The organism is Faecalimonas sp., assembly GCA_029264305.1.
Classification (GTDB): domain Bacteria; phylum Bacillota; class Clostridia; order Lachnospirales; family Lachnospiraceae; genus Faecalimonas.
In genome coordinates this window covers 1-25,929 of sequence record JARICA010000006.1, presented here as the reverse complement: position 1 = coordinate 25,929, position 25,929 = coordinate 1, and the positions used below count along the sequence as shown (strand labels likewise).

14 protein-coding genes are annotated in these 25,929 nt (G+C 34.2%); 3 read left to right on the top strand and 11 right to left on the bottom strand.

Annotation, left to right across the window (positions count from 1 at the left end):
• The 3 genes from ACY2U7_RS00705 to ACY2U7_RS00695 all read right to left on the bottom strand — a co-directional run.
• Positions 1-733 (bottom strand): hypothetical protein (locus ACY2U7_RS00705; protein WP_461815664.1); only part of this gene is annotated, 733 nt, incomplete at its 3' end.
• Between the two features lie 36 nt (positions 734-769).
• On the bottom strand, positions 770-2,188 hold the full coding sequence (locus tag ACY2U7_RS00700) for a DUF3502 domain-containing protein (RefSeq protein ID WP_461815663.1): 1,419 nt from the start codon (positions 2,186-2,188) through the stop codon (positions 770-772).
• Between the two features lie 36 nt (positions 2,189-2,224).
• A complete protein-coding gene (locus ACY2U7_RS00695; RefSeq protein ID WP_461815662.1) occupies positions 2,225-3,640 on the bottom strand; it encodes a DUF3502 domain-containing protein in 1,416 nt (471 codons plus the stop codon).
• Between the two features lie 422 nt (positions 3,641-4,062).
• Here ACY2U7_RS00695 and ACY2U7_RS00690 point away from each other — a divergent pair, with 422 nt between their 5' ends.
• A complete protein-coding gene (locus tag ACY2U7_RS00690; RefSeq protein WP_461815665.1) occupies positions 4,063-4,299 on the top strand; it encodes a DUF5626 family protein in 237 nt (78 codons plus the stop codon).
• Here ACY2U7_RS00690 and ACY2U7_RS00685 read toward each other — a convergent pair.
• The 6 genes from ACY2U7_RS00685 to ACY2U7_RS00660 form a co-directional block, all read right to left on the bottom strand.
• Complete coding sequence (locus ACY2U7_RS00685) at positions 4,294-4,797, bottom strand: helix-turn-helix domain-containing protein (protein WP_461867849.1); 504 nt, start codon at positions 4,795-4,797, stop codon at positions 4,294-4,296. The genes ACY2U7_RS00690 and ACY2U7_RS00685 overlap by 6 nt on opposite strands.
• Before the next feature lie 29 nt (positions 4,798-4,826).
• Positions 4,827-5,273, bottom strand: coding sequence for a helix-turn-helix domain-containing protein (locus tag ACY2U7_RS00680; RefSeq protein WP_461812944.1), 447 nt, complete (start codon positions 5,271-5,273; stop codon positions 4,827-4,829).
• 3 nt (positions 5,274-5,276) lie between these two features.
• Positions 5,277-7,433 (bottom strand): Tex family protein, encoded by a 2,157-nt coding sequence (locus ACY2U7_RS00675; protein ID WP_461815661.1) that lies wholly within the window; start codon positions 7,431-7,433, stop codon positions 5,277-5,279.
• 121 nt (positions 7,434-7,554) lie between these two features.
• Positions 7,555-12,285, bottom strand: a complete 4,731-nt coding sequence (locus tag ACY2U7_RS00670) for a glycoside hydrolase family 2 TIM barrel-domain containing protein (protein ID WP_461815660.1) — start codon at positions 12,283-12,285, stop codon at positions 7,555-7,557.
• 183 nt (positions 12,286-12,468) lie between these two features.
• Positions 12,469-13,959, bottom strand: coding sequence for a UDP-glucose--hexose-1-phosphate uridylyltransferase (galT, locus tag ACY2U7_RS00665; RefSeq protein WP_461812947.1), 1,491 nt, complete (start codon positions 13,957-13,959; stop codon positions 12,469-12,471).
• 21 nt (positions 13,960-13,980) lie between these two features.
• Positions 13,981-15,147 carry a galactokinase gene (locus ACY2U7_RS00660; protein ID WP_461812948.1) on the bottom strand — a complete coding sequence of 389 codons (1,167 nt, stop codon included), beginning with the start codon at positions 15,145-15,147 and terminating at the stop codon, positions 13,981-13,983.
• Positions 15,148-15,413: 266 nt separating this feature from the next.
• On the opposite strand from ACY2U7_RS00660, the gene ACY2U7_RS00655 reads away from it, so the two are divergent.
• Both ACY2U7_RS00655 and ACY2U7_RS00650 read left to right on the top strand, forming a co-directional pair.
• Complete coding sequence (locus ACY2U7_RS00655) at positions 15,414-17,246, top strand: NAD(P)-binding protein (RefSeq protein WP_461815659.1); 1,833 nt, start codon at positions 15,414-15,416, stop codon at positions 17,244-17,246.
• The gene (locus tag ACY2U7_RS00650) at positions 17,240-18,976 is read left to right on the top strand and encodes a [FeFe] hydrogenase, group A (RefSeq protein WP_461815658.1); all 1,737 of its coding nucleotides are present in this window, start codon (positions 17,240-17,242) and stop codon (positions 18,974-18,976) included. Before ACY2U7_RS00655 ends, ACY2U7_RS00650 begins: the two co-directional genes overlap by 7 nt.
• 40 nt (positions 18,977-19,016) lie before the next feature.
• Here ACY2U7_RS00650 and ACY2U7_RS00645 read toward each other — a convergent pair whose 3' ends face one another.
• Together ACY2U7_RS00645 and ACY2U7_RS00640 are read right to left on the bottom strand one after the other, a co-directional pair.
• Positions 19,017-19,634 (bottom strand): carbohydrate-binding family 9-like protein, encoded by a 618-nt coding sequence (locus tag ACY2U7_RS00645; protein ID WP_461812951.1) that lies wholly within the window; start codon positions 19,632-19,634, stop codon positions 19,017-19,019.
• 120 nt (positions 19,635-19,754) lie between these two features.
• The gene (locus ACY2U7_RS00640; RefSeq protein WP_461815657.1) at positions 19,755-25,472 is read right to left on the bottom strand and encodes an endo-alpha-N-acetylgalactosaminidase family protein; all 5,718 of its coding nucleotides are present in this window, start codon (positions 25,470-25,472) and stop codon (positions 19,755-19,757) included.
• Between the last annotated feature and the right edge of the window lie 457 nt (positions 25,473-25,929).

Here is a 25,929-nt window from a genome sequence, read left to right as displayed (position 1 = left end):
CCACAAGATTTCTTTTATATTCTGGTGTTTCATACAAAAACTCTGCTTTTATCTGATTTGAATTCTCCCTAAAGATAATCGGATACCTTATCCCCATCGCTTTTGTTGTTTCCGGTATATCTTCAACATAAAATGTCAACTCTGATACTGTTGAAAAATTCTTTCTTCCTGCTTTTTTCTCCCCTTCTGCCACTTTTAACAGTTCTTCTTTATATTTCCATAAATCTCCATCCCAGTTTTCTGGGTGTACATTATATTTTTCCGCCAATTCTTTATCCCATATATATACTGTCCTATTAGGAATCGTACAAGGGGACACTACCGTATACTGTTTCCCACTTATTTTATAACTGTCCCATATTTTTTGCGGAACAGCATCTTTGATTTGCTTTCCTTTTTTTGCATTCAGATAATCATCTAAAGGAAGTAAGCGCCCTTCTAAAGCATCTTTGTCCGTATCATATGGATTTGCCCATGCATCAATTCCCGTTTCTAATAAATCTACCTTTTGATCTTTCTGAACTGTTTCTGATGTTACAAACTCGACTTCATATGGATATCCTTTTTCCTTCAACACTTGATTGAAATAATCCTGATGTTCCCAAAAATTTTGCTCGCTCTGCCAAACAAGTTTTGTCACTTTTTCTTTCTTATCTGTAGTTTGTTTTGCTGTGTTACAGCTTGTACAACAAATGATAGAAAATATCAATATTCCTACTAATGCTTTTTTCACAGCACCACTTCCTTTCTCATATTTTCTATTAGAAAGTTACTTTTTATTTTTCTCCCATTCCTCAAACTGTCTGTTCCATTCTGCAATAACTTTATCTATACCTGACTGTTTGTATTTGTCTATGATTTGTTCCATATTTTTTATCACTTCGTCACCATTTCCAGAATATACTAAACTATCCAAAGCAACTATTTCTTCTAATTCTTTTTCAATTCCTTTTCCTGAAAATCGGAAACCTGACGCTTTGGATACTTTTGCTTTATCTATCATTTGAGGATATATTTTTTTGAGATTATTATCCTGATTCACTTCTACATACCCTAACAATTGATTTCCTGCAACACAATGTGGTATATATTCTCCCTGACTCATAGGTTTAACTGCTTTTCCCTCTATCACATCATAATTAACACCTTTTTCTCCCCATTCAATTGCATTGACTAAATCTTTGTCTGTATACAATGCACATAATAAACCAAAGGCTTCTTCTGGGTGATTCGACTTCGTTGTAATTCCCGTTTCAATATAACTAGGTGACAACTCCCATAACTTATCCATGTGAAACTCTTTCAGTTCATGTGTAGCCCAAAAGTTAGGTTCTCTAAATCCTAAATAGGCATTTTTAGTTCGAAATTGTGTTTCTACAGATAAAAAATATTCTGTTTCTCTTTCACCATCTAATTCCGGACGCCACAATCCCATCTTGTAAAATTCTCTCATTCCCGCAAGATTTCTTTTATATTCTGGTGTTTCATATGAAAACTCAGCCTTCACTTTATTTTTATTTTCTCTAAAAATAATAGGATACATTATTCCCATTGCCTTTGTTGTTTCAGGCATCTCCTCAGCATATGAAAGTAAATCTGATACCACCGCAAAGTTTTTCCTTCCTTCCTTTTTCTCTCCTTTCGCCACTTTTAACAATTCCTCTTTATATTTCCATAAATCTCCATCCCAATTTTCTGGGTGTACATTATATTTTTTTGCTAATGTTGTATCCCATATATATACCGTTCTATTAGGGAAAATACCAGGTGATACTACCGTATACTGTTTTCCTTTTATCTTATAACTATCCCATATTTTTTCTGGAACAGCATCTTTGATTTGCTTTCCTTCTTTTGTTTTCAGATAATCATCTAAAGGAAGTAGGCGTCCTTCCACAGCATCTTTATCTGTATCATAAGTCTCTGCCCATGTTGGCATACCTGTTTCCAATAAATCTACTATTTGATCTTTCTGTACAGTTTCAGATGTCACAAATTCAACCTCATAAGGATAACCTTTTTCTTTCAACACTTGATTGAAATAATTCTGATGCTCCCAAAATCTTTGTTCACTCTGCCATACAAGTTTTGTCACTTTTTCTTGCTTATCTGTAGTTTGTTTTCTTATGCTACAACCTGTACAACAGATAAGTGATACAATCAATATTCCTACCAATGCTTTTTTCATAACGACACTTCCTTTCTCCTATGTTCTATTCAAAAGTTACTTTTTATTTTTCTCCCATTCCTCAAACTGTCTGTTCCATTCTGCAATAACTTTATCTATTCCAACCTGTTTATACTTTTTTATAATTTTTTCTATGTCGTTGATAGTTTTTTCATCATTTCCAGAAAATACCATTTGATCTAATTCCGCCATTTTTTCTAAGTTTTCTCCTAATCCTTTTCCCGAAAATCTAAATCCTGATGCCTTAGACAGTACTGCCTTTTCTATTTCTTTCGGAAAATTTTCTTTCAAATTATTATCTTCATTCACCCCTGCATAACCTAACAATTGATTTCCGCCCCAACAATGAGGTATATATTCTCCCTTTGTCATCGGTTTTACCGCTTTTCCCTCTACTACATCATAGTTTTCTTCGCTTCCCCACATAATGGCATTCACCAAATCTTTATCCGTATACAATGCACACAATAAATCAAACGCTTTATCTGGTTGCTTTGACTCTGTTGTAATCCCTGTTTCCGCACCTCCAAAAGATAACTCCCAAAGTTTCTCCGTATATAATTCTTTCATCTCATGTGTATCCCAAAACTTCGATTCTCTAAATCCAAGGTAAGCATTTTTAGTCTGAAATTGTGTATCTATAGATAAAAAACATTCTGTTTCTCTCTCAAATTCTATCTCCGGTTTCCATAATCCCAACTGATAAAATTCTCTCATTCCTGCAAGGTTTTTCTTATACTCCGGTGTTTCATATAAAAACTCAGCTTCCACTTTATTTGTTGTTTCTCTAAAAATAATAGGATACCTTCTTCCCATTGCCCTTGTTGTTTCAGGTGTCTCCTCAGCATATAAAAGTAAACCTGATACTGTTGCAAAGTTTTTTCTTCCTGCCTTTTTCTCTCCTTCAGCCACCCTTAATAGTTCATCTTTGTATTTCCATATATCTTCATCCCAATTTTCCGGATGTACCTTGTACTTTTCTGCTAAAGTTTTATCCCACACATAAACTGTTTTTTCCGGTAATCCACCCGCTGCTATTACACTATATTGTTTTCCATTTATTCTACGACTTTCCCATATTTTTTCCGGAACAGCATCTTTGATTTTTTTCCCTTTTTTCGTATTTAAGTAATCATCTAAAGGAAGTAAACGTCCTTCTACAGCATCTTTATCTGTATCGTGAGGATGAACCAAAGTATATAATCCTGTTTCTAGTAAATCTACTGTCTGTCCCTTCCGTACCGTCTCGGCTGTCACAAACTCAACTTCATATGGATATCCTTTCTCTTTCAATACTTCATTAAAATAAGCTTGATGTTCCAAAAAACGTTGTTCACTCTGCCATACAAGTTTTGTCACTTTTTCTTGCTTATCTGTAGTTTGTTTTTCTGTATTACAGCCTGTACAACAAATAAGCGATATGAGCAATAATCCTGACAACACTTTTTTCATAACGTCACTTCCTTTCATATATCGTATCCTTATTTTTATTTTACCTATCATTTCTTTTTTTGTCTATTATGTATTTTAAAAATGATTACATTTAAAATTTTTGTGCATCATTCACAAATCCCACTCCAATTCGTTGAAATTGAGGGTGGTAGTAAATTTTATAAATGTATTTTGTTCCCATGTTTTATCTATCTAAAACATCTTATATATTTCTAATAGTTGCCCTTGGTCATCTATTAATAAAGTTATTTGTTATGTTTAAATTACTCTATTTTTCTCAATTTGCATAGCAAAAATACTGAACATTTATCGTTTTCCTGTTATAAAACATAACATTTCCAGCAAAAATATGGAACATTTCCTATATTTAGTCGTTCTTTATTTACATTCCTTGGACTTCTGCCTATAATTCATTTTAATGCATTAAAAAATGGACAGGAAAATTTATTGTCGATGTAAAAAGCAATAAATTTTCTTCTGTCCATTCCCCTTCTGTTATTGCACTTGCTGGCTCTATTAAAAAACATAGTCTGAAAAAGAATTCTTCCACTAAAGCGACTTTAGAAATCTCTTGGAAGCCTTCCATGATAAGTCCTACTGTAAAAGTCGGCGTAAAAGCATATATTTCTTCTGGTACACTTAAAGTAGCACCATTATAATTGCCTTATTTCCACAATGCCATCATTAACAAAATATATATCAATAAAAAGATAAATATTATATGCTGCCACTGCCAAACACACAACTGCTGCCACCTTGACAAAAAATGAATATTTTCTCTTCTTATATTTTATCAAAATAGCAATCGGCAATACGATGTTTATAATGGGTATTTGGCAAGCTGCTAACAGTAAAATACCACACAACAAAGCAACTATATCTTCTTGCTTAGAGGGAGAAACTTCTTTCACTTTTTTAACAATTGGTTGTTCTATAGATTTTTCTTCCTCTTGTTGTAGCATTTCTGTAACACTCACTCCATAAATTTCTGCCAACCGTTTCATTGTTTCAATATCCGGCACTGATGTCCCATGCTCCCAACGAGAAACTTTCTGCCTTGTCACATTTAACTTTTCCGCCACGTCTACTTGTGATAATTTTCTTTCTTTTCTATATTTGCATAATTTCTCTGCTAAAGTCATTTTCTTTTCCCTCATAAAATTTCATTCTATTCTCCAAACACATACTACCATAAATGTTTGTTTTTAATAGTACTATTAGGATTAAAACATGTGTAAAAAATTCCATATGTATTATACAATCCTATTACTAAACATACAATTGCTGCTGCCCGAATATAAGCCGAATATTTCCTGTTTTTAAATTTCAATAAAACAAAGAGAGGAACAATACTATTGATAATCGGTATTTGAAAAGCTGCCGCAAGTATGATTCCGCATATGAGCGCAACAATTTCTTCATTTTTCACTGCTGAACTTTCTTCTTGCAATATTTCTTCTATATCTACTCCATATATATTTGCTAACTGCTGCAAAATTTGAATGTCTGGTATTGTTAAATCACGCTCCCAACAAGAAACCATTTGTCTTGTCACATTCATTTTTTCTGCTACTTCTTTCTGCGACAATCCACACTCTCTTCTGTATTTTATTAACTTTTCCCCTAAACACATTTCCTATGAAATCCCTTTCATTGTCAACTGAATTCTCTTCTTCTTCACATCGACACTCATCACTTTCACATCTACAATATCCCCAACACTTACTACTTCCAATGGGTGTTTAATAAATTTTTTGTCCGTAATCTGTGAAATGTGTACTAATCCATCTTGATGAACCCCAATATCGACAAAGACGCCAAAATCAATTACATTTCTTACTGTTCCTTTTAAAACCATTCCTTCTGTTAAATCTTTCATTTCTAATACATCTGTTCGTAAAATCGGTTTTGGCATTTCATCACGCGGATCACGTCCTGGCTTTTCCAGTTCTTTCACAATATCTTGTAATGTTATCTCACCAACCCCTAATTCCTGCGCCAATTTTTTCTTATCTTTTATTGTTTTAGAAAGAGAAGAGAGTTTTCCTTCTGTAATATCCCGAAGAGAAAATCCTTGTTTTTTCAATAGTTCTTCTGTAACCATATAAGATTCAGGATGTACACTGGTACTGTCTAACGGATTAGTCCCACCTGCTATTCGCATAAATCCTGCACATTGTTCAAATGCTTTCGGTCCTAATTTTGCTACTTTCAATAGTTCTTTACGACTTTTAAACCGTCCATTTTCTTCACGATAAGCCACAATATTTTTTGCTACTGTGGATGAGATTCCTGAAATATATGATAATAACGGGGCTGATGCTGTATTTAAGTCTACTCCCACCTTATTTACACAATCTTCTACAACACCTGTTAAAGTTTCATTTAATTTCTTTTGATTTAGATCATGTTGATACTGTCCTACACCGATGGATTTTGGCTCAATTTTTACCAACTCTGCCAACGGATCTTGCACACGTCTTGCGATTGAAGCAGCACTTCTCTGCCCTACATCAAATTGTGGAAATTCTTCCGTTGCTAGTTTACTTGCAGAATACACAGATGCTCCCGCCTCATTCGTAATCATATATTGCACATTTTCTGGTATTTCTTTTAATAATTCTACAATAATCATCTCAGATTCTCTTGAAGCAGTTCCATTTCCAAGAGAAATTAATGTAATCCCATATTTGCGTATAAGATTTTTCAACGTTTCTTTTGCCTGTGCAATCTTCTGTGGTGTTGTTGGTGCCGTTGGATAAATAATAGTTGTGTCCAAAACTTTTCCTGTTTCATCTACTACTGCAAGTTTGCAACCAGTACGAAAGGCCGGATCCCACCCTAAAACAACTTTATTGGCAATTGGTGGTTGCATTAGTAATTGCTCTAAGTTTTTACTAAAAACAGATATCGCTCCATTTTCTGCTTTTTCCGTTAATTCATTTCTAATTTCACGCTCAATGGCAGGTGCAATCAAACGTTTATAACTGTCCTCCACAGCCTCTTTTAAAATCGGCGTCGTATATGGATTATTACCTTGAATCACTTTCTTTTCTAAATACTGAAGAGCTTTTTCTTCAGGTACTTCCATTTTTAATTGAAGTATTTTTTCTTTTTCTCCTCGGTTCAATGCAAGAATACGATGTCCTGCCAATTTATTTATTGGTTCTTCAAAATCGTAGTACATTTCATAAACAGACTCTGTATTTACATCTTTTGCCGTAGAAACTAATTTTCCTTGTTTCACAGTAAAGTTACGTAAATACATACGATAATCAGCCTCATCTGAAATATACTCCGCAATAATATCTTTTGCCCCAGCAATCGCTTCCTCAACTGTCGCTACTCCTTTTTCTTCTGAAAGATATATTTTTGCACTCTCTTCAACAGGAACTGTAGTTTTTTGCATTGTAATCAATGCTGCCAATGATTCAAGTCCTTTTTCTTTCGCTATAGTTGCTCTTGTTCTTCTTTTCGGTCTATATGGACGATATAAATCATCCACAACCACTAATGTTTCTGCCGACAAAATCTGCTTACGAAGTTCTTCTGTTAATTTTCCCTGTTCTTCAATACTTGATAATACCTGTTGTTTTTTCTCTTCTAAGTTTCTCAAGTAAGTCAATCTATCGAACAACTGTCTTAATTGTTCATCGTTTAATGATCCAGTTACTTCTTTTCTATATCGTGAAATAAATGGAATTGTATTTCCCTCATCAATTAATTTCACTGCTGCTTCTACTTGCCATTTTTTTACGCCTAACTCTTCTGTTAATTTTTGATTTATATCCATACTAATTTTCTCTCCTTTATGAAACACTGCATTTATTATACTATTTTCTTTTGTTAATCTCAATGTCATCCTAAATGTAAAATGGGACGAGCTTCTCATCTCGTCCCATTTTACGTATTCACTATCCATTTCTTTTTTTCATACAAGAATAACTGTAGCTGTTGCTAGCATTTTCTTGTTCTTCTTGTTCAGATTTTTCTGTAACAACAATCTGTGCATCTGCTGTTAATTCTTCTTTACCATTTATATTTTGAGCTCTTAATATATAATTTCCTACTTTTGCATTTTCAGAAACACTTACCGTTACTTTTTCATAGTTGTCTGCACTATATTGAACTTCAATTCCTTCTGGAGCAACTCCGTTTTCATCTAGAATAGACCATTTTATACCTGTCAACTTTTCTTTTGTACTGTCAGTGACAAGTGTAAATTCTTTTGTAGCTCCAACCTCCATTGTTTCTTTTGAAGGATCGATTCTTACTTGATCAATATTTTCTTTATCTCTGTGTTTAATATCTTTCATTTCTATCCAAAGTGCTACATTCTCATCTTTTGGTTGAATAACCAATTTTTCACTATTTTGTGCTGCAACTTCATCTGCTGTTAATGCTTTTGCATATATGCGTATAGAAGAAAAATCTGCTGCTGACGCTCTATCTGTTGAAGGACAACCACCAATTGTAAAATCATAATCAGAATGGGCAACCCCTTCATTTGTCTTTGTATTCGTCTCTTTCATCAACTTTCCATCTGCATACAATTGTATTTTATGATTTGCATCATCATATACACCTACAATCTGATGTTCTTTTCCTATCCAATTTGCTTTCTCTTCAGATGTCATCTTATATTCTATGCTTCTCCATTTTCCGCCTGCATAAATGTGGAAATCAATATAATTATCTTCTCTTGAACGTAATGCAAATGCGTCATCTCCTTTACCTGCAAACATATTATAGTCTAAAGAACCTGTAGGTGTCACTTTCGCTTCCACTGTAAAAGACTTATTTCCTTCTAAAACAGGATTCAACACTTCATTAAATGGAACTCCAAGTTTTCCATTCATCACAACCGTTTCACCATTCTTTTTAAATTTTGCTGAAGATTCATACGGAATTTCCAAGGCATTTTTACTAGAATCTTGTATATATGTTTCCTTATTTTCTAATGCCTTTATTTCTTTTACATAGTCTTCTACTAATTTACTTCTATCTTTGTCTTTATTTACAATTGCTACCTGTTCTTTTGTCATTGCATTTACAGTTGCCTGAAGTTCTTCAACCTCTTTTAATTGACTATAATCATATACAACAAACGAATCAATCTGAGCAATTAAAGATTGTGCATATGTTTTATCATACCCTTCTTTATCAAAAGAAGAAACTTTATGATACGATTTTGCCATGTTACCTAATGTTTCTGTATTTGCATTTTTATCTACAGGAATCATTGTAAATTCCCATTCATATACTTTATTTGCTGGAAGTTGATACTGTGGTAAAGGTTCTGGTCCACAGGTTGCACCACCTGTTCCAAGTGAACCATAGTTTACACTTAAAATAGTTTCCTTTCTAGGTGTTAAACCATAAACATGTGTAACTGCATTCAAATCATCTGGTGTGAAGTGAAGAGCACTTGCTTCTACTTTATCTTTCGCTGCAATCAAAAGCCCTGTATCATTTTTATCACTCTTAACCGAAATCCAGTTCACATCTGTAAGATTTCCTGTATCATCTACTTTTAAATATGGATAGAAGAATTCTGATACTGTGTTTTTATAAATTCCTTGTCTTGCATTCGTTTTTCTGTCATTAAATGTTTCTACTGGTCCATTTCCATACCATGTTACATTTTCATAACCTTCTGGAAGCGTCATCATAGAACCAACACGAATAAAACCACCCATTCCTTTATTCTTTGCATCTACCGACATTTTAATTGTTACTTCTCCATTTCCATTAATGGTATATACAATTGTCTCTTTTGTTAAATTTGCATATGGGAACACCATAGTTGCTGTAATCACATTTTGTCCAGCTTCATTTTTAGTTGCCTCTACTGACTTCACTTTAATATTTTTAGCAGCATTTTTCCATCTTTGATCAAAAGCCTTTTTATCATTTTCTACAAGTCCTCTCCAGAAATTTGGAACTGGTCCTTGCTGCACTAAAACATTGCCATTATAAGTGTAATTTTTCATTGTTCCTGTTGCCTTATCAATGGAAAACGCAAACTTTTCACCTTTAACTTCAAAAGCATTCTCTGTTTCATTTACTGTAACAGCCTTATCACTTACTTGTGGTACTGCTTGTTCTACAAAAACTGGTACTGGAATCTGTTCCCATGCCATTTCAGTTCCTTTTTTTGCCCACTCTGTATTTTCTTTGAGACTTACTGAAATATTTAAATAGTATTCATTTCCTGCTGAAATTTGTTCAGGCATAGTAAATGGTACTTTTATTTTACCCGTTGTCTGAGGAGCAACATCTGGATTTTCAACTTTTCCTGATTGAATTTCTTTACCATTTTCTAATAATTGCCATGTTACATCATATTCATTTAAATTTTTAAAATTGCTTTCGTTAAATACCTTGATCTGTCGCGCATCTAAATCTGCTGTCTCCGCACTCATCCAAAAATTCTTGTATTGATATTTCACTTCCATCAATTCTGGTTGCGGATCTCTATCTGGACTTACTAACCCGTTTTCACAAAAACTATTGTCATTTGGGAAATCTCCCCAGTCTCCACCATATCCATAAAATTTTCCTTTGATTTCATCAGTATATAAATTTTTATGTGCACTTGCTGTTGCATAATAATCCCATTTAGCTTTCGCTCCATGTTTGTAATCTACTTTATCCAAATCAACTGCTCTCGACTGGTCTACCCAATCCCAGACAAATGCCCCTAACATATTGTCTGCACTTCGAATAGCATCCCAGTATTCTTTTAGGTTACCAATGGAATTTCCCATACCATGTGCATATTCACAAAGTACATATGGGATTTTCCCTTCTCCTGCACGTCCTTGTGTCGTAGCTACACTTGGATACATATTACTTCCCATATCGGTTCCCATTTTATCATTTTGTCCTTCACTATGCACTGGCCTTGTAGGATCATTATTTTTGAAATACCAAATCATATCCTTAAACATTCCTTTAGAAGCATTTGGATCTGATGTATATACCATCTCATTACCAATTGACCAAACAACAATTGCTGGATTATTCTTTAACCGTTGATAAGCTGTTTTTGTTCTGTCCATAGTTAATTCATAAAATAATCCTTTTGTCACATTATCAAACATTAAATTATGACTTTCCAAATTTGTTTCGCCAATCATATATAAGCCATAGGAATTACATAGCCAATAAAAATAATCATCATTACTGTAATGTGATGTTCTAACTGCATTTAAGTTGTTTTGTTTCATTAATTTAACATCTTCGCGCATTGTTTCTTGTGGAACTGCTTTTCCATAAAAAGGATCTGTATCGTGTCTATTTGCCCCTTTCATTAACAGACGCTTTCCATTGATTTTAATTGGTTCCCATTTCTTTGTTGTTACACGATAATGTTTATCCACTTCTGTACGTGTAAATTCAATTTCACGAAAACCTAATTGTGTTGAAACAGTTTCCACTGTATTTCCGTTTTCATCTATAAGTGTTAAAATAAGTGCATATAAATTCGGATTCTCTGCTGACCAAAGTTTCGGATTTACTACTTTCGTTTGCAATTCTACTGTTTTTGTCTTTGTTGATGCAACTTCCTTTATTGGAACAGAAACACCACCCAAAATATCATTTCCTGCTTTATCCAAAGCTTTTACTTGAATTTTGTATCCATTTTGAACTGCATTTGAAAGATTTCTGATATCTGCTGCAATATGCAAAGTCGCATTTTTATAAGATGTATCTAAATCTGTTCGAACTGTATAATCCTTAATCTGCATAAGCGGTGCACTTGTTAAGTATACATCGCGGAAAATACCTCCATCATAAATCATATCTTGATCTTCAAACCATGTACCATCACAGAATTTATGTACTTTAACAGCTAAAACATTTTTCCCCCTCTTTAAATAGTCAGTTACATCAAAATGATGTGGGCTATAACTATCTTCACTATAACCGACTTCCTTGCCGTTTACATATACATAGTACGCAGATTCAACACCTGCGAAGTTTAAGTATACTCTCCTACCTTTATTTAACATTTTATCATTTATTGTAAATGTTTTCCGATAAAGGCCTACCGGATTGTAGTTAGAAGGCGCATGTGGAGGAAGTACAACAGGATCATATTTCATCTGCCATGGCATAATGAAATTGGTGTATATTGAAAAGTCAAAATTATCTCTCGTCCAACTTTTTGGTAATTCTACTGATTTCCATCCGTCCACTTTTTGTTTCTGATAATTTTTCATCATAAAACCATGCTCACCCATGAACTTTTGTGCCTGTTCCTGGTTTTGCACAACAGTCAAATCCCACTTTTGATTCTTTCCGGTCAGCATCTGAAAATACTCTGAATTCTCCCTAGCATTATAATCCCAAACCGCACTTGCTGCAGATGATGTATCTTGATAAGGAATAATACTTACGCCTGCATCTTCTCGATTAATTCCAAATACATCTTCCCCTGTTACCCTTTTTCCGTCTACATCTTTGTAATTAATTCCTTTCCATTCTTTGTGCGTAAATTTCGTCTTATTTACGTCAGCTTTAATTTCTGCTGCCGGTTTCAAAGACGACTTTGCCTGCACAGTCAATGTACCATATGGAATACTTGTTCCAAGCATTGCTGTAGCTAACAAAAGAGCAGTAATTCCCTTCTTCTTCATACATTTTCCTCCTTCACATGTTTAATCCCGTTAAATATATTCGTATTATATACCGTTTTTTTTGCATTTTCAGTATGTTTTTTTAGGAAAAATGTATAATTTTTTATTATTTTCAGTAAAATAAATAGCAATAAATAAGAAGTGGGGACATAGCATTTTAAAATACTATATCCCCACTTCTTTCTATAATACAGAAATAAATTTTCTAAAGGATTCTCTTCCTTCTTCTGTGCATTTATATACACCTGCATCTTCTAATACATGTGTAAATACGATTCCAACCTCTTCTTGTAAAATATCCATTACATTTTCTTTTGTGATTTCTGAATATTTTGAAAGGAATGTTTCTACCCATTTCTTATGTTTTTCAATTTTTTCATTAGAACTAATATCTTTTCCTTCTACAATGTAATCTGCAAGGATTTCCAATTCTTCCTTTAATCTTGCTGGAAGAACAGCTAGTCCCATTACTTCAATTAAACCAATATTTTCTTTTTTAATATTATGCCATTGTGCATGTGGATGATATACTCCTAGCGGATGCTCTTCTGTTGTAATATTATTACGAAGTGCTAAATCTAGTTCATATGTATCTCCTACTTTTCTTGCAATCGGTGTAATTGTGTTATGTGGTTCTCCATCTGTATTTGCATAAACAAATGCAGATTCATCTGTATATCCTCTCCACTTATCTAAAATATGTGCCCCTAACTCAATTAATCTTGTCTCATCTTTTCCTCGCAAACGAATAACAGATAATGGCCAGTGTACGATTCCTGCTTCTACATCTTCAAACCCTTTTACCGAGAATGTTTCTTCTATAGGTGCCTTTGCCATAGCAAATGTATAGTTTCCTCCTTGGAAGTGATCATGACTTAGAATGGAACCACCTACAATTGGTAAATCTGCATTAGATCCTAAGAAATAATGTGGGAAAAGTTTTACAAAGTCAAACAATTTAATAAATGTTTGTTTTTCTATTTTCATTGGTGTATGCTGTCCATTAAATACGATACAATGTTCGTTATAATATACATATGGTGAATATTGAAATCCCCATGCACTGTCATTGATTGTAATTGGCATAATACGATGATTTTCTCGTGCCGGATGATTTACTCTACCAGCATATCCCTCATTTTCCACACATAACTGACATTTTGGATAACTACTTGATTTACTATTTTTTGCTGCTGCAATAGCTTTTGGATCTTTCTCTGGTTTTGATAAATTGATTGTAATATCAATTTCTCCATATGGACTCTCCACTTTCCATTTTCGATCTTTACATACACGATAACGGCGAATATAATCGCTATCTTGACTTAATTTGTAATAATAGTTTGTTGCTTCTTTTGGAGAAACTTCATATTTCTTTGCAAAAGTTTCCTGCACTTGAGCTGGACGTGGTACAAGACAATTCATAATCTTTGTATCAAATAAATCACGATAAACAATACTGTCCTCGATGATTCCTCTTGCACATGCTTCATCTAATAATTCTTTCAAAATTTCTTCTAAATTTGTTTCTTCATCTTCTATAACAACATCTTCGTATTCATCTTCCTTAAATAACTCCAATAATAAGTTTGTTGTATAAATACGTTCACATTCCGGAATCAATTCTGTTTTAATTCCATATTCTACAAGTTTTTTAATACTTTTACTTAACATAATTTCCTCCAAGTTTTATTTTTACGCTAATACCCCTGCTCCGTCTCCAATATCTACTACATAGAATTCTGCTTTATGTCCTACTTGTTCTTCATACATTTGGCCAATTGTTTCAATAAAATTATCTACGGCATCATTCTTTACAATACTAACCGTACAACCTCCGAATCCGCCTCCAGTAATTCTTGAACCAATTACTCCATCTGTTTTCCACGCAAGGTCTACTAAAATATCAATCTCTTTGCACGATACCTCGTAATCATCTCTTAAAGAAATGTGTGAAGCATTCATTAATTTTCCAAATGTTTCAATATCATTTGCCTTTAAAGCTGCTACAGCCTTGATTGTTCTCTGGTTTTCATATACAGCATGCTTTGCACGTTTCTGTCTAATCGTAGATTTGATTGCAGATTTATGCGCCTCAAATTCTTCTTCTGACAAATCTCCTAAAGTTTTAATGTCTACTACTTCTTGTAATTCTTTTAAAGCAGTTTCACATTCATTTCTTCTATCGTTATATGCTGAATCTACAAGACTATGTTTCACTTTACTATTAATAATAACAATCTTCGCATCTTCTAATACAACAGGTGCATATTCATAATGAAGTGAATTTGTATCTAAGAAAATTGCATTATCTTTTTTTCCCATTGCACTTGCAAACTGATCCATAATTCCACAATTACAACCATTAAAATTATTTTCAGAATATTGTCCAATTAATGCAATATCTATCATAGATACATCAAATCCAAATATATCTTTCAAAACAACTCCTGTCAATACTTCTAAGGAAGCAGATGAAGAAAGTCCTGAACCATTTGGAATATTTCCATAGATTAAAATATCCATACCACTTGTTAATTTATATCCTCTTTTTTCAAATGCCCACATAACTCCCTTTGGATAGTTTGTCCAACCTGCTGCCTCTGATGGAACTAAATCATTTAAATTTGATTCAATAATTCCTAAAGAAGAAAAGTTGGCAGAATAAAATCTTAAAACATCATCTGTTCTCTTTCTTACAATAGCGTATGTACCAATTGTAAGTGCGCATGGAAATACATGTCCCCCATTATAGTCTGTATGTTCACCGATTAAGTTTACACGTCCCGGTGCAAAATATGCTCGCACATCTTCATCCGTTCCGAATATTTCTTTAAACTGTTCAATCAACTTCGCTTTCACTCTTCTATTCTCCTTTGTCCTTGATTTATTTCAAAGTATTCTCTACATGGTATAACACATGTTCTTCGTGTATTATACCATAATCTGCACTACTATCAACATTTTTCATTTATTTTCCTATAGCAATTTAACTACTTTCACTGGCAAATTATTTTTTATTCATTTATCATTTGTAAACTTTGACTATATTTTAACTTTTATTGAAGATTTTATTGTTATAGATTACAATAACTGTTATAGATTAATTTTTATTGAGAGGTGATTATATGAGCAGATTGGAAATTGTTACTCCCAACAAAGCGCAAATCGTTGTAGAAGGTCTCTATAAAGATTTAGAACGAAGAATTGAAGCAAGCCCTCCAGGGCTTTGTCCTGTAGATATGGCTAGAGCCTTTCTAGAATTGTGCCACGCACAAACTTGTGGAAAATGCGTTCCTTGTCGTGTTGGGCTTTGGCAGTTAAAAAATTTACTCACAGATGTATTGAACGGAAACGCAACTTTAGATACACTTGATCTAATGGAAACTAGCGCCCTATCCATTATGCAATCTTCTGACTGTGCTATCGGATACGAAGCCGCACACATGGTTTATAAAGCGCTTATAGGGTATCGGGAAGATTTTGAGGAACACATTCGAGAAGGTCGCTGTACTTGTACTTATAATCAACCTGTGCCATGCGTTTCTCTTTGTCCTGCAAAAGTCGATATTCCTGGATATATTGCCCTTATTGGAGAAGGACGATATGAGGATGCTATTCGCTTAATCCGAAAAGATAATCCATTTCCTACAACATGTGGTTTTATCTGTGAACATCCTTGTGAAGCAAGATGTCGCCGTAATATGGTAGATGATGCTATAAACATTCGTGGATTAAAACGTTTTGCAGCTGACTACGCTGGAAAAGTACCACCACCAAAATGCGCTAAATCCACAGGGAAACGAATTGCTGTTGTAGGGGGTGGACCTGGTGGACTTAGTAGTGCGTATTATTTACAACTGATGGGACATCAAGTAACCGTATATGAAATGCTTCCAAAATTAGGTGGAATGCTACGTTATGGTATACCTAATTATCGTCTTCCTAAAGAACGTTTAGACGACGATATCAACGCTATTTTACAGACTGGCATAGAAGTTAAATACGGTCTAAGAATCGGAAAAGATATTACTATTCAAAGTTTACGTGCGGAATATGATGCTGTACTAATTACAATTGGTGCTAGTACAGATAAAAAACTTGGGATTGAAGGAGAACAAGCCAAAGGGGTTCTCTCTGCTGTGGAATTTTTGCGTGATGTGGGAAAAAATCAAAATCCGGATTTAACAGGTCAAGAAGTTGCTGTGATCGGTGGTGGCAATGTTTCTATGGATGCTGTTCGAACTGCTGTACGCTTGGGTGCAAAAAAGGTAAGCATCGTTTATCGAAGACGTATTGCCGATATGACTGCTCTTCCAGATGAAATTGAAGGTGCTGTTGCTGAAGGCATAGAAGTACAAACGTTAAAAGCACCTTCTAAAATTGATGTGGATGAAAATGGCCATGTCCAAGGTCTCTACGTTGTTCCACAAATGATTAGTCACATAAAAGACGGACGTGCAAGCGTAAAACCTACTGGCGAGGAAGATATATATATTCCATGTACAACTCTTATTGTTGCCATTGGACAAGATATTGAATTTCAGCATTTTGAAGAAGCTGGTGTACCTGTAAAACGTGGAAGAATTATGTCTGAAAAATACGGTGGATTCGACCATATTCCTGGTGTATTTGCCGGAGGCGATTGTGCTACAGGCCCTGCCTCAGTAATTAAAGCCATTGCAGCAGCAAAAGTTATTGCGGCAAATATTGATGAATATTTGGGATTTAACCATATCATCTCCTGTGATGTAGAAATTCCTGAACCAAACTTAGATGATCGAACACCTTGTGGAAGAGTAAACATGACAGAGCGAGAAGTCTGTCAACGTATTCATGACTTTGAAGGTGTAGAACATTGTATGAGCGAAGGAGAAGCAAAACAAGAAGCTTCCAGATGTCTGCGTTGTGACCACTTTGGTTTTGGCATATTTAAAGGAGGTAGAGAAACATTATGGTAAATTTAACAATAGACAATAAAAAAATCTCCGTTCCTGCAGGTACAACTATTTTAGAGGCAGCAGAACAAAATGGTATTCCTATTCCAAGATTATGTTATTTAAAAGGATTAAACGAAATTGGTGCCTGTCGTGTATGTGTTGTTGAGTTAGAAGGCAAAGATAGACTTATTCCTTCTTGCAATAATATAGTTGAAGAAAATATGGTCGTTTATACAAACAGCCCAAAAGTGCGTATGAATCGTAAAAAAACTGTTGAATTTATCTTATCTCAACATGATTGTCAATGTGCTACTTGCCCACGAAGTGGAAATTGTACATTACAAACTATTGCTAATGACCTGAATATTATTGATATTCCTTTTAAGCAACGCTTGGAAAAAATGGAATGGAATAAAGACTTTCCTTTAATCAGAGAATCCGGAAAATGTATCAAATGTATGCGTTGTATACAAATCTGCGATAAAGTGCAAAATCTTCATGTATGGGACTTGGAAAGTACAGGTTCTCGTACAACTGTACATGTTTCTAAAAATCGAAAAATCGAGGAGGCAAATTGTTCTCTTTGTGGCCAATGTATTACTCATTGTCCTGTAGGTGCATTGCGTGAACGTGATGATACAGATAAAGTTTGGTCTGCTATTGACAATAAAAATAAAATTACGGTTGTACAAATTGCCCCTGCTGTCCGTACTGCTTGGGGTGAAGCTTTAGGTCTCAAACGGGAAGATGCAACAATAGGAAAAATTGTAGACGCTCTTAGACAAATGGGCTTTGATTATGTTTTTGATACAACATTTTCAGCCGACCTTACAATTATGGAAGAAGGAAATGAATTCTTAGAACGTTTTCTTTCAGGAGAATTAAAATCACGACCAATGTTTACTTCCTGCTGTCCAGGTTGGGTACGTTTTATCAAATCGCAATATCCTCACCTGGTTCCACAACTCTCTACTGCGAAGTCACCTCAGCAAATGTTTGGTACCGTAATGAAAACATATTTTGCTAAATCTATTGGTGTGGATCCTGAGAATATTTGCACAATTTCTATTATGCCTTGTGTTGCTAAAAAAGGCGAAGCTGATATGGATTTGTATTATGAAGAATTTGCTGGACATGATGTTGATATTGTATTAACTACTAGAGAATTAACCCGAATGATTCGTTCCGCACATATTAAACCTTCTACATTAGTTGATGTGGAATGTGATACATTAATGAAAGACGGAAGTGGCGCAGGGGTTATCTTCGGTACAACAGGTGGTGTGATGGAGGCAGCTTTACGCTCTGCTTACTATCTACTTATGGGAAAAAATCCTGATGCAGATGCATTTTCTGTAGTAAGAAGTGAACGATTTAATCAAGGTGTGATTTCAGCTGAATTTACTATTGGCGATGCAAAAATTCAAACTGCTGTTGTAAGTGGTTTGGGAAACACACGAAAACTTATAGATGCTATTGAACATGGTGATGTTCATTATGATTTTGTAGAAGTCATGGCATGTCCAGGTGGATGTGTAGGTGGTGGTGGACAACCAATCCATGATGGAGAAGAACTTGCTCATATCCGTAGTAAAAATCTATATTATCTAGATAAAAATGCAAAAATTCGATTTTCCCATGAAAATCAGGATGTATTAAGGCTATATGAAAATTTCATGGAAAAACCATTATCCCATAAAGCTCATATGCTTTTGCACACAGATCATAGTGCATGGAAAATGAAAAAATGATAGAAAAAGGTATCGGCAACTCAATGGCTGCCGATACCTTTTATTTAATAACCGTCTTTGCAAAGTAAACTGGTAAATGAAAATTAGGTACTTCACTATCAATTTTCGAAAAACTTACATAATGCTCAATTTCAGGGCTTTCAGAAATCTTATAAAAATTACAATAAAATTGTTTTCCATTGATAATTGCATCAAAATCACATACTTCACGTAAGAAATCTTCTGGAATAGTAAGTGTAATACTCCATTGATTTTCTTCCACTTTTGCCTCACAGTGAGTTTGTTTGCTTACTTCTTCAGAAATGAATTTTCTTCCTTTTCTTCCTTTTCCAAACTTAGAATACATTACCCCATTCGCATTCATTTCAAAATTAATGTACATCACATCATTAGAAAGTTCTTCCCCTTCCTCAGGGAAAGCCATAAATACTTCCACTGCACTATCTTCACATACTCTATCACGATCTTTAGTATACTCTCTTTTCGGATTTGATTCTTCACAGATAAACTTTACATAAATTCCTTTACCTTCCAAATATCCTGCATATCCATATGTTTTAGGACTACAAATATTTTTCCATTGATAATTGTCTATTGTGAATGATTCACATTTTTCAATATCATTTTTCGTATTGATTTTTCGAATTGTATATTCCATTTCTTTTACCTGCCTTTGATCTTTTATGGCTCTTATTATAGACTATAATTTTAAAGTTTTCAAATATAAAATTCAGCCTGATTACTCAGGCTGAATTTTGTGTTTCCTATTAGGAATTATTTATTTTCTTTTTTTGAAAAGAAGTGCAATTGCTGCTCCTAATCCTGCCACTGTAGCTGTTAATGGAAGAACTGGTGCTTCATCTCCTGTTTTTACAGGTTTGTTTGGTTTAGCTGGTTTTGCTCCATCTGGTTTTGCTGGTTTTACTGGTTTAACTGGATTTGTTCCATCTGGTTTTGTTCCATCTGGATTTGTTCCGTCTGGTTTTGTTCCATCTGTATTTCCACCATTATTGTTTGAATCAGCTTTTACTAAACCTTCAATTGCAATATTTAATGCACTAGTAGCTGCATCAATATCAGCTTGTTTTGCATCTTTGTTTCCTAAAACATCTTTGGCATGTTTTAATGCTGCTTGGAAGTTTTTCCATGAATCAGCTGTATAATCTTTTTCATTATATTTACCAGCTTGTTGAATTGCTTCTTCCAATTTTGATGTATCAGGTTTTGATGGCTGTGGTTTTTCAGCTGCAACTAAATCTTTTACTGCATCTCCTAAGTTTGCAATTGCAAGTTCTACATCATACTGTGTTGCATCTGCTTTTGCATTTACTTTTCTTGCTGCATCTAAATATTTAGCCATATTGTTCCATGAATCTTCTGTGTAGTTTTCTTTAACAAGTTTTTCTGCTTCAGCGATTGCTTTTGCTAAACCTGTTTTATCTACTACTGGTTTTTCTGGTGTAAATGGTTTTGTTACACGAAGTTCTGCTGCTGCTGCAAATTGATTTGCTTTGTTTCCTACTGTTTCTACTGCGATTAATTTAACATTTGTAACATTTGTATACTCTTTATCAAATTTAATTTTCTGCCATACTGTATTTGTAGAAAGTTGTGCATCATCTGAAACCGTTTTCCATGTTTTTGCATTATCTGTACTGATCTGTACATCTACTTTTTTCAATTTACCATTTACATTTGCTGCACCTGGACGAGGAAGATATCTCATACCATTTACAGTCTGAGGTTCTTTAAAGTTAAACTGATACCACGCTTTATCAATATTAGCATCATTCCAATTTGTGTGCCAGAATGTATCTGCTTTATTATCTTGTGCTAATTTAGGATCCCCTTCAGTAGCATTATCTGGTTGGAAACTTCCTGCCTCTACTGTGTACTTGTCTGTAGCAATATCACCTCTTGCATCAGTTTCTGTTCCTCCTGCATATTTTAAAGATTCCATAGCACCTTTTAATTTGTAATATGCTTTTTCAATTTCTTCTTGCGATTGTTTATTTTTATTCAACACAACTTTTGCATTTGTTAACGCATCTTCAACTACTTTCCAATCTGCTGGCAAGTAATCTTCTGCTTTAAGTTGCTCTGCTTCTTTTACTAATGCTTCTAAATCAGCTCTTGATACATCAGATTTTACTTCTTCAATTTTTAAATTATCTAATACAAAATCTTGATATCCACCAAAGTTTGCTGCTGCGTCTTTTGTTCCCTGAAGATCTGGTGCTTTTGTTGTTGAGTAAATACCAAACCATGTCTGTCCTCCTGCAGCACCTGTAATTTCAAACTGATGTGTTTTCTCTGCTTTTGAACCCATAGCTTTTTCAAGTTCAGTTACTTTTTCGCTACCTTTTACTTCGCCATTACCTACAACAACTCCATAAATTCCATCTGAACCTGATTGGTAATCAAATGAAACTTTGTATGTTTTTCCTTCTTCAAAACGGAAGTTTTGAGGAATTGTCTGCATTACAAGATTTCCTCTCTGACAAAGACCATTTGTCTTCACTGACCAGTTAGATTTTGGATCATTCTTTGTAAGAACATCATCCATTTTCTTTACATCCCAACCAGCTTGAGTATATTTATCATGCAATTCAGAAAGGTGTGTACGGTTATCTTCTACACCTTCAATTGCTCCAATAACGAATGGATATACACCCTGCACGTTATCTTCAAAATCTTGTTTCATTCCAACTACATTACCATCTTTGTCTTTCTTCACAACATCCATAGTTGTTTCTGTTACTCGAACATCATCAAAGTATGCACTTTCTTCTCCAGCCTCTTTTGCAAGAGTTAACGTTACTTTACCATTTTCAGGCGCTGTAAAGTATACATACATGTTTTGGAAATAACTTGTTCCATCAACAGTTGCACTTGCATTACTATGTGTATATGCTTTTACATAGTTTTTCGCAATTGACTTAGTTGTGTAATTAGAATCTAATACTTTATCTCCAGATTTTACTGTAACACTAGCTTTTGCATTACTTCTATTATCTACACCAACTAATACTGCGTATTTCTGACCAGCCTTCAAACCAGTTAATTCCTGAGTCATAGCTACTTTACCCTCTAATTTTAACATTGGGTTGCTGAACTGACTCTTAGCAATAGTTGCTTTTCCATCTCCTGCTTTTGTCCAATATTTTTCTAGCCCCGCATCACCTGTATTAAATCCTGCATCTACGATATGCATTCCTTCACTCCATGTGATGTTTAAGTTATCTGCTTTTCCTCTGCATACAACATAAGGTGTTTGTGCTTCTGCTTTTAAAGTAATTTTACCACCTACAACTGGAACCGTTTTTTCATTTACTTTTCCTAAATCTGTTAATTCATAAACTTTAACATCTTTTAAGTTTTTCCAATTATCTTGAAGTTCCCAAGTAGTTGTTCCACCTTTTGTATTCCAGTGATACAATTTTTCTTTACTTTCTACTACTTTTTTACCTGTTTCTGCATCCCAGTTCCATGGTACTAAATAAGATTCTGTTCCATCTTTTCCATTGTCTCCTCTTGAAACAGCACCTGTTGCAATTACTTTTCCATTTAATGTCATTGTTCTTTCTCGATACTTAACATCATCTGGATTGTCAGAACCTCTCTGAAGAACTAACTCACCCATATCACCTTTCAATGTAATTTTCATTTCAGGTGTCCATTTATATGCTTTTCCTTTAGGATCATTTTTAGTAAATTCATTTCCATTTTCCCAGTCCATAACTTTAAAATGCTGGATAAATTTTGTAGTTAAATCATGTGTATATAGATTACGAATATAGGCATCATAATCATTACGTCCTTGCCAACCTTCGAAATCTTTCATATTGTACCCACCAAGAAGTGGTGCCATCGCTGCTCCACCATATGAAGGATAATCACCTACCCATGAATCTTTCTGATGGTTACGAAGGAAACGCATAACTTCACTATTTTCACCTTTTAATTCAAAACCTCCATATGTAAGGTCAGTAGCCCAGTGCTGGAATGTTGAATCATATTCATTGGCAGATCCCCATTCAGTAGCCATACGCCAACCATTATCATTGATTTCTTTAGATAATTTACGTGTCTGCCAAGAATCATCACTTCCACCTGTCTTATTACCCCAAATATCTACATAAACGAAATCCATATTCTCTACTTTTTTATTTAGATCATTGAATCTCTCTCTTCTGTGTCCTTCACCCAAGTCATATACACTGTCAAGTCCAACACCTTGGTCTAACCAGTTCCATCCATAGCGAAGATTTCCTTTTTCATCTCTTCTTACAGAGTCATCTGTAAACGCTTTTGCTTCTGGATACATTTCACCAGCATTTACATGAATACCAAATCTAGCACCATATTTTTTCCCTTTTTCCATGAGTGTATTCATATCTTTTGCGCCACCGATACGCTTTCCGATATCAGCATAATCAGGGTGTCCTGAGTCATGCCCTTCACTACCATAACCTTTTAAAAGAACTGATTGTCCTAATCCATCAGTGTGCATCGCCACACGTTTTACATTATCTAATGTTGTTAAAAATGGATTCTGAGCTTGTCCACCAAAGTTCATTGCAATACGCCATGCAACCAATTCTGGTACCTCTTCACTTTTCTTTGGATTATGCATAATTTCTCTAAATGCTACTGCACCATCTTGCCAGTCAACATTTTCATCACCATTGATATTTCCAGCAATTGCTATTTTCATTGATGGCATTTCTGTCTCTTCTACAACATAATCTTTCTTATAAAGACTACCATTTGCATTTTTCTTAGGTGCACTTTCTACAGCTCTATGATAATACCACTTTGTACTTCCTAATCCAGTAGTTACATACCCATTCTCTTTTTGTGTAGTTGCCATTACTCTTGTATTATGACTACCACCTGCAACACCTACTGCTTTTGCACTTCCTTCATTTTCAGAATTACTCCAAAGACCTGCACTTAATTCATTATTAGAAACAAATGCATACATATAATCCTGATTTTTTACAGGTGTTTTATCATTTACTTCCACAAATTCATCACCGCTGATTGTTGTATTAGAAGACATTAAAGCACCTTTTAAATTTGCTCCTGTTTGTGTACTTCTTACAGAAATCAAACTGTGATTTGGAATTTCAATTGTCTGAATAGCATTATCTTTTGTTTCTTTCACTCCAGCTTTAAGAAGTTTGTTTTCTACTTTTGTGATATCAAAATGTAATTCATTCTTCTTTACTTTTAATTCAGCTGTAATAACTGCATCAATTTTACCATCAGCTGTTTTTAAATTCATCTCATATGTAGCTTTATCTTTAGCAAAAGTTGCTTTTACATTGTTCTTTTCTAATTTAATTGCTACATCGTTAATTTTAATTGTGTCAATTGCTTTTGTTTGACCATAGAACACTTTTCCGTTATTCTTTTCATCCTTCATTACATATTTTGCAACACTTGGGAAATGCTTAGCTACAAATACATCCATATCTGTTGAAGAAATTTTTTCTGTTTCAACTTCTGCTTCCGGAGATAAGGTAATATCCGTCACAGTTGCTGTTGCTCCATTTACAGTAACACTTCCTGTAGCAATTCCAACACCTTCTTTTGTAACTTCAATTGAATGTGTTCCGTTTTTCAATTTTAAAGTATAATTTCCTTTTGCATCTGTTTTTACCGTTTGTTCTCCAACTTTTACAGTTGCATCTGCTACAGGTTGTCCTTTTGCATCTACTACTTTACCAGTTACATCATAAGTTGCTTCTGCTTTCTGTCCTGTGTAATGGATATCTTTTAAAAATACATCAGTTTTCGCAGTTACAGAATTAGATTTAAAACTTCCAGCCTTAAATGCAATTTTATTTCCTAATTGATCTTGAATTCCAGAAAAATCAATCTTATCGAATACAACTTTATCTCCTAATTTTAAAGTCATTTTATGGTCAGCTGTCCAACTAACATTCACTTTTACCTCTGATCCTTTTGTTGGTGCTGCTTCTCTAGTCCCTTGATAATAATCCTCTGTTCCAGGTTTGTATTTTTGCCAAAACCATCCCCCATTATCATATCCAACGAACATACCATTCTTATCTGTATTATATCCCAAATAAATACCAAAACGATCTGATGTATTTTGATCTTTATTCGCATTATTTGATTTCATTGTGAATTCAAAAAATCCTGCTTTGTTAAAATCAAATTCAGTTGGATTTACAAACATTGCAGGCTTTGTTCCAGGATTATTTCCATTTTCTGCCCCTGATTTTAAATGTAACCATCCATTTTCAACAGCACAAACTGAATCATTTCCTACTTTATTTTGCTCATCCCATTTGTCATGAATTCCATCTGCTGAAGCAGTCTCTTTTCCAGCCTTAGCACTATTTTCGTCAGCCGCTTGTACCATAGCAGGAACATTCAAATACTGTGTAGGTGCTGCTACAGTTGGTACTGTCATACTAGCAACTAAAAGTAAGCTAAGAACTTTTAAATTTCTCTTTTTCATAAATATCTCCTTTCCGCTAATATCCATACATATTGCACAAATATCTCCATATAATTATACTCCAATTATACATATTTTTTCAATTTTATTACCTATATTTCTACTTATGTGCTATTTTTTTCTACTATCGTACAAATATATCTATACAAAAACAAGGACAGAAAAAAGTGTAGTTATTTTACACAATTTCTGTCCTTTTCACAATTTATTTCCTGTATATATTTTATTTTTTCTTTCGGCAAAATGCACAATCTTATACTTTTATCTTTTTAAAGCCATTTGGAAATTTTCACATAAAAAAAGAAAGCCTTCCGACTTTCCAACTTTCATTGTACCTTCAAAACCACACACAAGAAATGTCATCCGTTTATCACCTATTCCTAACTGGTTATGCCCTCGACCGATTAGTAACAGTCAGCTCCATGTGTTACCACACTTCCACCTCTGCCCTATCTAC